9 protein-coding genes and 2 tRNA genes are annotated in these 12,240 nt (G+C 33.4%); 3 read left to right on the forward strand and 8 right to left on the reverse strand.

Going from position 1 to position 12,240, the window contains the following annotated elements:
- Positions 1-6: 6 nt before the first annotated feature.
- Both ACTS9J_RS13990 and ACTS9J_RS13995 read left to right on the forward strand, forming a co-directional pair.
- Positions 7-1,200, forward strand: coding sequence for an HlyD family secretion protein (locus tag ACTS9J_RS13990; protein ID WP_448353370.1), 1,194 nt, complete (start codon positions 7-9; stop codon positions 1,198-1,200).
- Between the two features lie 21 nt (positions 1,201-1,221).
- Positions 1,222-2,793 carry a DHA2 family efflux MFS transporter permease subunit gene (locus ACTS9J_RS13995; protein ID WP_221854137.1) on the forward strand — a complete coding sequence of 524 codons (1,572 nt, stop codon included), beginning with the start codon at positions 1,222-1,224 and terminating at the stop codon, positions 2,791-2,793.
- A gap of 137 nt (positions 2,794-2,930) precedes the next feature.
- Here the strand turns inward: ACTS9J_RS13995 and ACTS9J_RS14000 are convergent, their stop codons facing one another.
- From ACTS9J_RS14000 to ACTS9J_RS14025, 6 genes are all read right to left on the reverse strand, one after another.
- Positions 2,931-3,968 (reverse strand): thioredoxin-like domain-containing protein, encoded by a 1,038-nt coding sequence (locus ACTS9J_RS14000; protein WP_448353371.1) that lies wholly within the window; start codon positions 3,966-3,968, stop codon positions 2,931-2,933.
- Between the two features lie 149 nt (positions 3,969-4,117).
- A complete protein-coding gene (locus tag ACTS9J_RS14005) occupies positions 4,118-4,801 on the reverse strand; it encodes a DUF6261 family protein (RefSeq protein WP_448353372.1) in 684 nt (227 codons plus the stop codon).
- A 463-nt stretch (positions 4,802-5,264) separates the two neighbouring features.
- Positions 5,265-5,915, reverse strand: coding sequence for a phosphoribosylanthranilate isomerase (locus ACTS9J_RS14010; RefSeq protein WP_448353373.1), 651 nt, complete (start codon positions 5,913-5,915; stop codon positions 5,265-5,267).
- 89 nt (positions 5,916-6,004) lie between these two features.
- Positions 6,005-7,096, reverse strand: coding sequence for a peptide chain release factor 1 (gene prfA, locus ACTS9J_RS14015; RefSeq protein ID WP_038332970.1), 1,092 nt, complete (start codon positions 7,094-7,096; stop codon positions 6,005-6,007).
- Positions 7,097-7,202: 106 nt separating this feature from the next.
- On the reverse strand, positions 7,203-9,389 hold the full coding sequence (locus tag ACTS9J_RS14020; RefSeq protein ID WP_448353374.1) for a glutamine synthetase III family protein: 2,187 nt from the start codon (positions 9,387-9,389) through the stop codon (positions 7,203-7,205).
- 263 nt (positions 9,390-9,652) lie between these two features.
- Complete coding sequence (locus ACTS9J_RS14025; protein ID WP_291074032.1) at positions 9,653-10,066, reverse strand: DUF4293 domain-containing protein; 414 nt, start codon at positions 10,064-10,066, stop codon at positions 9,653-9,655.
- Positions 10,067-10,240: 174 nt separating this feature from the next.
- On the opposite strand from ACTS9J_RS14025, the gene rho reads away from it, so the two are divergent.
- The gene (gene rho / locus ACTS9J_RS14030; RefSeq protein ID WP_448353375.1) at positions 10,241-11,878 is read left to right on the forward strand and encodes a transcription termination factor Rho; all 1,638 of its coding nucleotides are present in this window, start codon (positions 10,241-10,243) and stop codon (positions 11,876-11,878) included.
- 123 nt (positions 11,879-12,001) lie between these two features.
- On the opposite strand, the gene ACTS9J_RS14035 is transcribed toward rho, so the two are convergent.
- Positions 12,002-12,085 (reverse strand) — tRNA-Leu (locus ACTS9J_RS14035).
- A gap of 24 nt (positions 12,086-12,109) precedes the next feature.
- Positions 12,110-12,182: transfer RNA gene (locus ACTS9J_RS14040), tRNA-Gly, on the reverse strand.
- Positions 12,183-12,240: the final 58 nt, after the last annotated feature.

Raw genomic sequence — 12,240 nt, forward strand, 5'->3', positions numbered from 1 at the left:
CTCGATATGGAAGAAAATAATCAAGAAAAGAAAAAAATAAATTCAAAATTTATCATCGTTTTAGCAGCATTAATCATCCTTGGAGGTGGATATGGAGTTTATAAATATTTACACGGACAAGCGCACGAAATTACTGATGATGCACAAATTGAATCAAAAATAACACCTGTTATTCCTAAAGTTTCAGGATACATTCAGAAGATTTTAGTAGAAGATAACCAAATGGTTCACAAAGGTGATACATTAGTTGTTTTGGACGGATCTGAATTTGCCTTGAAATTGCAACAATCGCAAGATGCTTTATTACAAGCAGAAGGTCAATTAGGAGTTGCTCACGCGGGTGTTTCTCAAGCTGGTGCAGCAATTGGAGTGACAGAAGCTGGTGCAGTTGCAGCAAATACTACAATCGAAACAGCTCAAGCAAGTGTTAATACAGCTCAAGCAAATGTAGAAGCAGCAAAAGTACAAGTTTGGAGAACGAAAAATGATTTTGATCGTTACAATAAATTATACCAAAATCAATCGATCACAAAACAACAATACGAGCAAGCTTTAGCAGCAAAAGAAACAGCAGAAAAACAATTGCGAATTGTACAAGAACAATTAGGTGTTTCTCGTGCTCAATTAGCTTCTACAGCAAAACAAGCGCAAGCTACAGCAAAACAAGTGAACACTTCGAAAGCACAAGCTGATGCTTCAAAAGCACAAATTAAAGTTGCGGAAGCAGCAATTGGTCAAAGCAAAACAAACATCGATAATGCAAAATTATATTTGTCTTATACGTATGTAATTGCGGCTGAAGATGGACAAGTTTCTAAAATTAATTTACAACCAGGACAATTGGTACAAGCTGGTCAATCTTTGTTTAATATTGTGACAACAAATAATATTTGGGTTGTGGCAAACTACAAAGAAACTCAATTAGAAAAAATTAGAGTTGGACAAGAAGCCATCATCAAAGTTGATGCTTATCCAAAACACGAATTCAAAGCGAAAGTAACGTCTTTATCTCCTGCAACAGGTGCTAAGTTTGCGTTATTACCTCCAGATAATGCATCTGGTAACTTCGTAAAAACAGTTCAACGTCTTCCTATTAAAATCGAATTTATCGATCAAAAAGATGAAATGTTGAAAATGATTCGTCCAGGTATGAACGTGGAAGCTGATATTCTTTTAAAATCGAATACTTCTGCAAAGTAATAACACCTATTCAGAAAAATTATGGAAGAAAATAATTTAGTTGAATATGGTGCAAGACGTGTAATCATCACCATTACCGCAATCATGTGTGCGTTGTTAGAGATTGTTGATACAACAATTGTTAACGTTGCAATGAATGACATGAAAGGTAGTTTGGGTGTCTCTTTAACTGATATTGCGTGGGTGGTTACCGCTTACGCAATTGCCAACGTAATTGTAGTACCGATGACCAGCTGGTTGTCGCAACAATTTGGACGACGCAATTATTTTGCGGCTTCGATTATTATTTTTACAGTTTCTTCGTTTCTTTGTGGAAATGCAACAACGTTGTGGGAAATTATCTTGTTCCGATTTATACAAGGACTTGGTGGTGGAGCACTGTTGGTAACTTCGCAAACTATCATTACCGAAAGTTATCCACCCGAAAAACGTGGTTTAGCGCAGGCAATTTATGGAATGGGAGTTATTGTTGGTCCTACGCTTGGTCCGCCTTTAGGAGGTTATATTATTGATAATTGGTCTTGGCCATATATATTTTACATCAATATTCCGATCGGGATTATTGCCGTATTGTTAACGATATCATTTGTTCGTAGCCCAAAATATGCAGAGAAATCAAAACTAAGCCAAGTCGATTTCTTGGGAATTATTTTGTTAGCCATTGCAGTTGGATCGTTACAATATGTATTAGAACACGGACAACAAGACGACTGGTTCTCAGATTCGACAATTGTAACCTTGAGTATCGCAAGTTTCTTCGGATTCATTTTATTTGTTTGGCGAGAATTAGTTTTCAAACATCCAATTGTAAATTTACGTGTACTGAAAGATAGCAACTTAGCAGTTGGTACTATTTTATCCTTCATCTTAGGATTTGGATTATATGGATCGACATTCATTATTCCAATTTATACACAATCAATCTTAGGATGGACTGCAACTGATGCAGGTTTATTATTAATTCCTTCATCGTTGATGACTGCTTTCATGATGCCAATCATCGCAACAATGTTACAAAAAGGTGTACCACCAAAATATATGGTTGCAGGAGGATTCTTTATCTTTTTCTGTTACAGTTTTTGGTCATACAAAATCTTAACACCAGACACAGGTTCCGAGCATTTCTTTTGGCCATTAATTGTTCGTGGAGTTGGATTGGGATTATTATTTGTACCTGTTACCACACTTTCACTTTCAAGTTTGAGAGGGCAACAAATTGGTGAAGGAGCTGCCTTTACAGGAATGATGCGTCAGTTAGGAGGATCTTTTGGTATCGCGATTATTACAACATTTATTTCGCGTTGGACAGTTGGACACCGAACAAATTTAGTTTCGCATCTTGATACATCCGATTTTGATGTACAAAAACATATTCAGAATTTACAAATGAGCTTCATTAGTAAAGGTTTTGCCCCAAATGAAGCATTAAATAAAGCCTATAACCTACTCGATTTACAAGTTACCAAACAAGCAACTGTGTTAACTTATATGGATGTTTTCTTGTATTTGGGTGTAGTTTTCCTAATCTGTATTCCATTTATTCTGTTCTTTATCAAAAAAGGAGCAGGTAAAGTAATCAGTGCAGGACATTAAAAAAGAATAATTATTTTAATTTTCAGTTTTTTATAAATGTAAAATCTATCTCAATTTATTGGGATGGATTTTTTTTATTTGATTGATTCTGTAATTTTCTTTTCATCTAATCCAAAATCTGCTAGAATAAGTTTTCCTTATGGATTAAAAAGATAAAAAGTTGGTGTACCGATAATCTTGTATTTTGTATAAGTACCTCCTGTTCTACCTTCTTTATCCCAAAGCGAAATCCAATCTTCTGCATGTTTTAAAAGAAAGTTTTTATAACCAATTTCTTCTTTATCTACATAGAAACTTACAATTTCTAACTTATCACGATTATTAGTCTTTATTTGATCTAAAACAGGAATAGATTCTAAAGAGAATCCACAATAAAAAGTTGTAAAATCTAATAACACATATTTTCCTTTGAAATAATCTGAAAAATTAACTTTTTTATTTGATTGATTATACGCCATAAAATCTATATAACTGTCGCCAATATTTAACTTTTCTGTATTAATATCTGTCATGATAGATTTGTAATAGGCTGATTTTTTATATTTAGATTCTAACTTATTCATCAAATCAATTAAAACTTCTTTTGACAATTCTGTCTTGTATGAATTAACTAATGAAAGTGTATAGTATGAATTTATATTATCTTGATAAAATTGAAGACTATTCTTTGCAAATTCATTATCTAATGCAGTTATTTTACCATAAGGTTTACCCCAGTATGCTTTTTGTAAACTATCATTCCATTTATTTTGTTCACGAAGCGACATCATATCAGTTAAAAATTCTCGTCGTTTTATCGTATAATCTTTATCAAACTGAGCATATTTATACCTCATCTCGTCATACTCAGATCCAGAAGTTTTTACATCATAAGGAAAATCTTTTTTTGTGGCATTTAGTGTAATTTTTTCATTACCAATAAAAAGAAGTGCAGAATGATAATCTTTTCCATTTTTGACTGTAATATAAACCGAAGATGGAACCTCTTTTAATTTTCCTTCTAATTTATAACCCCCTTTAACTAATACGACACTATCAATAGGAGCATTATTAATACTTATTTTGACCAATGCATTTTCATCAAATCCATCAAGTTTTCCAGAAATAGTAAATTGTTTTTGAGCAAATAAGTTTGTAAAAACAAATAAGATAATTAGTGTTAATAGTTTAGTCATTATTATGTAGTTAATTATTTATAAATCTAATTAAATATTTCGAAAAATCATCTCAAAAAAACCTCCACCCAAGCAATTTGGGTGGAGGTTTTATTATTCAATAATTAACGTTTAGTATTTTTACAATTTCGGCTCGTTTGTTTACTTGTTCAACTTGCAGGCAACACACTATTTCTTGCTGCTTTCACAATCTCATTCAAATCGTGGTACAAATTAGACCAATCCGGTACATCTTTCATTGCTGTAATTAGATTGAGGTAAGATCGCAGTACTTGTTCCAATTCTTTTCGAGAAGATGACGCACTCGATATTTGACGAAGATCTGCATTAGCCTCTGCTTGTTGCGCAAATAATATCTCAAAATCGGTATGTTTTGTTTTCAAATCATCAAAAGCTGATACAAGCGATAAGTTAATAATACGCAATGTATTATCTGGCTTTTCTAATTCTTCGATAAGCTTCTTCAATTGAGCTGTTTCGGCAGAATAACTCAATCTGTCTAAATCCAGTCCAAACATTTGGAAAACTTTGTACAAAGCTTCCGCATCTTGATAGTTCGCGACAGAAGTCAATTTACGATAACCATTCAAGAAAGCCTTCATGTTACTAAATGCAACATCTCTCTCTTTATCCGCTGTCGCCACCTCTTTTCCTTTGCCACTGTAGGTCAACTTTGTGTATACCGTGTCGTAGTTTTGATAACTCGCAATAAGCGACAGCAACAAAGGGTGGTTCTCTACAATGGTGTAATTTCCGGCTTGAGAAGAGTTGATAGTTCGCTGCGCTAATGTCGCCAGATTTTTTGTCGATAATGAAGTTAATGTAATTTTCATAATAATTTATTTTAGGTTATAATTCATTTAATATTAGAATCTTATAAACTTAATCAATATATTATTATCAAACAATAGTTTTAATAACTAAATAAGTAAAACAGATCTGTTTGTAATCAACTGAGGACTCGGGTAAGGTAAAACAGACCTGTTTGTAATAAACCGAGGACTCAGGTAAGGTAAAACAGACCTATTTCTAATAAACCGAGAACTCAGGAAAGGTAAAACAGACCTGTTTATAATCAACCAAGGACTCGGGTAAGGTAAAACACCCTTGTTTATAATCAACCAAGGACTCAGGTAAGGATAAACATACCTGTTTATAATAAACCAAGCACTCAGGTAAGGTTCAACTAATAACTAAGCTTTCGTCTTGTCTGTATGACAAAACTATATTACACAGTCATAGAACACAAACTAAAAAACCTTGTCAAGTTTTAAAACCTTGACAAGGAGTTTTTTTCTATCCATTAACTGCTCTAAAAAAAGCGTCTAATTTCTTTTGGTCTAATTTTCCGTCAGTTCGTACACCGCTACAAATATCTACGCCAAAAGGCTGAACAACATCAATCGCTTCACGAATATTATCAGGATGAAGACCGCCAGCCAAAAATAGAGGAATGTTAATTTCTTCTCTAATTTTTTTGCTAATCGCCCAATTGTGCGTGCGCCCTGTCCCTCCCAGTTCTTTTACTTGTAAGTTAGGATTTCCGCTATCTAATAAAATAGCGTCTACAAACTGAGATTTCTCTATCGCTTCAGTTACCGAATTTTCATCAATTACATGAATCACTTGTACCAATTTTACCCAAGGTAATTCGTTTCTCAAAATTTGATATTCTTCGTTTTTCAGCTCATCAACCAACTGAATTGTATTCGTATAAACTTTTTTATAATGTTGAATAATTGTTTCTGCAGTTGTTTCACTTGTTAATAAAAACGAAGCTAATGTTGGTGGGATAATTTGTGTAATATCTTTGATTAAATCATCTCCAATAATACCCGGTCCGCTTGGCATATTACCAACTAAACCTAATCCATTTGCTCCATATTTTATCGCTTGTTGCGCTTCTTCTTTGTTACTAATACAACAAATTTTAACTCTTGTTTTCATCATTTGTTTTATTCTTAATACTATAAATATATAAAAAAACACCTCAATTTCTTGAAGTGTTTTGTATGATCTAAGATTTAGAATTGATGTTAGAAATCTTCTTCCGAACCTTTTAATTTTTCTGCATTTTCTGCCATTTTCAATGCATCAATCATTTCTTGAATATCTCCATTCATAAAGTTATCCAAATTATAAATTGATTTGTTGATACGGTGATCTGTTACACGTCCTTGCGGATAGTTGTATGTACGAATTTTAGCCGAACGGTCACCAGTCGAAACTAACGATTTACGTTGAGCAGAACGTTCTGAATGTTTTTTCTCGAACTCTATTTCATACAATTTTGTACGTAATAATTGTAACGCTTTTTCACGGTTCTTGTGTTGAGAACGCGCTTCTTGACAAACAATTACAATTCCAGAAGGTTTGTGCGTTAATTGAACTTTTGTTTCAACTTTATTTACATTTTGTCCTCCCGCACCAGACGAACGAGCTGTTTGATACTCCAAATCTGCTGGATTAATCACTACATCAACTTCCTCTGCTTCTGGTAAAACCGCAACCGTAATCGCCGATGTATGCACACGTCCTTGCGATTCTGTTTCAGGAACACGTTGTACACGGTGAACACCCGATTCGTATTTCATCGTTCCATACACTGCATTTCCTTCTACTTGCATCACCAACTCTTTGTATCCTTTTCCAGATGCTTCAGAAGTATTTAATACTTCGTGTTTCCATCCTTTTTCTTTGAAATACATTGAATACATGCGGTAAATATCTTCTACGAAAATCGCTGCTTCATCTCCTCCTGTACCAGAACGTAACTCGACAATGATGTTTTTCTCATCTTCTGGATCTTTTGGAATCAACATCATTTTGATTTCTTCCTCTAAAGGTGGAATCGCATTGATTGCTTCGTCTTTTTCTATTTTAGCTAACTCAACCATTTCAGCATCAGAACCATCTTGAATAATTTCGTCTGCTTCCTCAATTACATTGATTAAGTTTTCGTATTGTTTTTGCATTTCAACAAAGTCTTTCAAATCAGAATATTCTTTGTTTAATTTCGCATAACGAGCTTGATCTGTTACGATATCTGGTTGGATGATTAAATCTGCCACCTCATCGAAACGTTGTTTGATTGCTCTTAATTTATCTAATAGACCTAAATCTGCCATATACTTTTATTGGATTGCAAAGATACAATAACTCAAGGGATTCAGAAAATTTGAATAAAAAAAACCGATGATTTCTCATCGGTTTTGTGATTTATTGTTAAAAATATTATCTCGTAAATAATAATTCTCTGTATTTTGTTAAAACCCAGAATTCATTATCAACCATTAATTCTAACTTATCAGCGTGGTAACGAATTTCGTCATAATATGGTTTTACTTTGTCACAATAAGCATGTGCTCTTTCTTCTAAAGATTCAACCAGATTTGCTTCTTTACGTGCATCCATCATTAAGTGCAATTTTGCGTTTAATTCGTTTACATGCATCGAAATTTTCTTCAAAATAATTAATTGCTCGCCTGCATATTCTTCATAATCATCTCCAAAAATATCTTTGAATCCTTTAATGTTTTTGATCAATATGTTTTGATATTTGAAAGCTGTCGGAATAATATGATTTCTCACAATATCACCTAAAACACGACCTTCAATCTGAATTTTCTTGATGTAATCTTCTAATTCGATTTCGTAACGCGCTTCAACTTCTGTGTTGTTCATTACATTAAGTTCCGAGAATAAATCCAATGATTTTTGAGAAACTTTTGCTTTTAAAGCAGATGGAGTTGTCTTGTGATTTGACAATCCTCTACGAGCCGCTTCTTCTTCCCATTCTTTGCTGTATCCGTCCCCTTCGAATAATATATTCTTTGTTTCTTTGATATATTCACGTAATACATTGAAAATTGCTTCGTCTTTTTTCAAACCTGTTTCAATCAACGCATCAACTTCTTTTTTGAAATCGATCAATTGTTTTGCAACAATTGCATTCAACGTTGTCATTGCATTTGCACAGTTTGCAGTCGATCCTACAGCACGGAACTCGAATTTATTTCCTGTAAAAGCAAAAGGAGAAGTTCTGTTTCTGTCAGTATTGTCTAATAAAACATCTGGAATTTTACCTACAACGTTTAATTTTAAATCAGTTTTTTCTTCTGGAGATAATTTCCCTGTCGAAACACCTTCTAATTCTTCCAATACTTTTGTCAATTGTTGACCAATAAAAATCGAAATAATTGCTGGTGGCGCTTCATTCGCACCTAAACGGTGGTCATTAGAAGCCGAAGCGATAGAAGCACGTAACAATTCCTCGTAAATTGAAACTGCTTTGATGGTATTGATAAAAAACGTTAAAAACTGTAAATTGCTATTTGGTGTTTTTCCTGGCGCTAATAAATTTACTCCAGTATCAGTTGCTAACGACCAGTTATTGTGTTTTCCTGATCCGTTAACTCCTTTGAATGGTTTTTCGTGGAATAACACTTTAAAATGATGACGCTCTCCTACTTTTTGCATCACATCCATTAATAATGAATTGTGGTCAACTGCTAAATTCGTTTCTTCAAAAATTGGGGCTAACTCAAATTGATTTGGAGCAACTTCGTTGTGACGAGTTTTTACAGGAATTCCCAACAACATACATTCGTTTTCTAAATCGCGCATATAATTTAAAACACGTGTAGGAATCGAACCAAAATAATGATCTTCTAATTGTTGACCTTTTGCAGAAACATGTCCTAACAATGTTCTACCAGTTTGTAAAATATCTGGACGAGAAGCCGCTAAAGCATCATCAATTAAGAAATATTCTTGTTCCCAACCTAAAGTCGGAATTACTTTCTTCACATTTTTATCGAAGAACTTCGCTACTTCTGTAGCGGCTTCATCAATTGATAAAAGCGCTCTTAACAAAGGTGCTTTATTATCTAGAGCTTCTCCTGTGTACGAAACAAATACTGTCGGAATACATAATGTTGTTCCAAAAATAAATGCTGGTGAAGTTGGATCCCAAGCGGTATATCCACGTGCTTCGAATGTATTACGAATTCCTCCATTTGGAAAAGAAGATGCATCTGGTTCTTGTTGAACTAATAATGATCCACTAAATTTTTCTACAGGATCTGCTCCATCAAATGAAGTTTCGAAAAATGCATCATGTTTCTCTGCTGTTGTTCCTGTTAATGGCTGAAACCAGTGCGTATAGTGTGTTACACCTTTGCTCATCGCCCATTCTTTCATTCCTAAAGCAACAAAATCTGCCATTTTACGGTCTATTTTAGTACCATAATCCATTGCAGAACGAACGGCTTTATAAGCTTCTGAAGTTAAATGTTGACGCATTGCTTTGTCATTGAAAACATTGCTTGCAAAAATTTCTGATTTTTTCCCTAATTCAGGAACAGCTACCGGTTTGCGATTGCTTGCGGCTTTTAATGCTTCAAAACGAAATGATGTCATAAGAAAATTACTTTGTGTTGTTTTATGATGCAAAAATAAATAAAAATTAAACATAAAATAAAAACACCCTGATTTTTTTAGGGGTTGTATTAAAATTTTATCACAAATAAATCCAACACCCCTTTTTTTTGGTTTTGTTTTTAAAAATTTTCAATATAAAATTAATTTTTATTTAAAATTCGAATAAACTTCTTTAAACGAAAAAAGCAGTTTCAATTGCTTGAAACTGCTTTTAGACACTCATAATATAAAAAGTTTTTGGTCTATCTGAAACGGTCTACTGATTTTACAAGATCATCATCCTTCTTAATCAAACGATTGGCAATTGACAGAAGCACAATCGAAGCTAAAGGAACTAATGCCCAAATACCTTTCTCAGAATTTCCTTCTCCAGGTAATGTTAATAGACAATATACAAAAGAACCAATTAATAAAACATTCAAAATAATGTTTAACCATCCTAAGCTAATTTGTAACTTACGTTTTTTGAAAAACATAATGGTTAAAAATGAAATTAAAGCTGATGAGAAAAAGGCTAACGAAAAAATGTAATCTCCTTTCTCCGGATATTGTAACCAATTTAATGGAATATCAAACAGCTTATCAAAATTCATGGCGAATATACTCGAAATTATTCCACTTAAGAATAAATATATACTTTGCTTTCTTTGAATCATTTCTTAAATTTCGAATACAAATGTAAAAAAACTTTTTGAGTTTTTATAATTATTCGTACTATTGCATTAATAAATCTCAAATTTATACGCTTTATAACAATTCTATTGTTATGATTCCCAATTACTTTATTGAATAAAAAAATATAAACACATTAATACCTTCATTATAGGATTATGTTTGATATCGAAGAATTAAAATCATTCAAATTACCAGATTTACAACAAGTTGCAGAGCAATTAAAAATCGATGGGTATAAGAAATTAAAAAAAGGTGAGTTGTTAGACACAGTTTTAGGTTTTATCAACAGCCAACCAAAGGTTGAAGAAAAAGATGAAACAAAACCTGCTAAAAAAGATGAAGCTGAAAATCTGCCTACAGAAGATAAGAAACCGAAACGCAAACGAGTTCAGAATTCGGAAGGAGAAGTTCAACAAAAAGAGGCTGTTGCAGAAGAAGTAAAAACTGAAAAAGTTGAAAATACTTCTACCGAAACAGAAAAAAAGGAAGAAAATAATCCTCGCGTTAATAAATTTCAGGAACGAGCGAACAAAAGCCAAGATCTGAAAAAGAATAACCAAAATAATCAGAAGAAAAATAATCAATCTGATAATCGTAATCAAAACGATCAATCTCAACAAAATAATCACCACAACAATCAAAATCAAAAAAATAAATATCGCGCTGCGAATTATGAATTTGATGGAATTATTGAAACTGAAGGTGTTTTAGAGATTTTACCAGATAATAATTATGGTTTTTTACGTTCATCTGATTTTAATTATTTGTCTTCGCCTGATGATGTGTATGTTTCTCAATCTCAAATTAGATTATTTGGATTAAAAACGGGAGATACAATTACAGGAGAAGTTCGTCCTCCAAAAGAAGGTGAAAAATATTTTCCTTTAATCAAAATTAAAGAAATCAACGGTCGTACGCCAGATTATGTACGTGATCGTATCGCTTTTGAGCATTTAACTCCACTTTTCCCTAACGAGAAATTCAATTTAAGTAATTCTAAATCTTTATCAAATCGCGTGATTGACTTATTTACACCAATAGGTAAGGGTCAACGTGGAATGATTGTGGCGCCACCAAAAACGGGTAAAACAACGTTATTGAAAGATATTGCGAATGGAATTGCGCAAAATCATCCAGAAGTTTATTTGATTGTTTTATTAATTGATGAGCGTCCGGAAGAGGTAACAGATATGAAACGTTCGGTAAACGGAGAGGTTATTGCGTCTACGTTTGATGAGGAAGCAAATCGCCATGTAAAAGTTGCAAATATCGTTTTAGAGAAGGCAAAACGTATGGTAGAATGTGGACACGATGTTGTGATTCTTTTAGATTCTATTACGCGTTTGGCTCGTGCTTACAATACAGTTTCGCCAGCTTCTGGTAAAGTGTTATCGGGTGGTGTTGATGCAAATGCATTACACAAACCAAAACGTTTCTTTGGAGCTGCTCGTAACATCGAAAATGGAGGTTCTTTAACAATTATTGCAACTGCATTGATTGATACAGGTTCTAAAATGGATGAAGTTATTTTCGAAGAATTTAAAGGAACAGGTAATATGGAGTTACAATTGGATCGTAAGATTTCGAACAAACGTATTTTCCCTGCAATTGACTTAGTAAGTTCTTCTACGCGTAAAGACGATTTGTTATTAGACGACAAAACACAACAATTAATGTGGGTTCTTCGCAACCATTTATCGGATATGAATCCTGTAGAAGCGATGGAATTCTTACACGATCGTATCAAACATACACGCTCTAACGAAGAGTTTTTAATCTCAATGAATAAGTAATTTATTACAACTTATAATTTTAAAAACCATCTAAAGTTGTTTAGGTGGTTTTTTTTAAATCTATTTTATGAAAAAAATATATAACAAAAAAAGCTCAAGAAAATAAATTCTTGAGCTTTGTTGTACCTCAGGCGGGACTTGAACCCGCACGTCCTAATGGACACAGGATTTTAAGTCCTGCGTGTCTACCAATTCCACCACCAAGGCATCCACTTCTAAGAAAGAAGTTAGAGCGGGAAACGGGACTCGAACCCGCAACATTCAGCTTGGAAGGCTGACGCTCTACCAATTGAGCTATTCCCGCGATTGTGAGTGCAAATATAGAACAGCTTTTTTAATTACAAAACTTTTAGGAAACATTT

Source organism: Empedobacter sp. ULE_I140 (genome assembly GCF_053482575.1).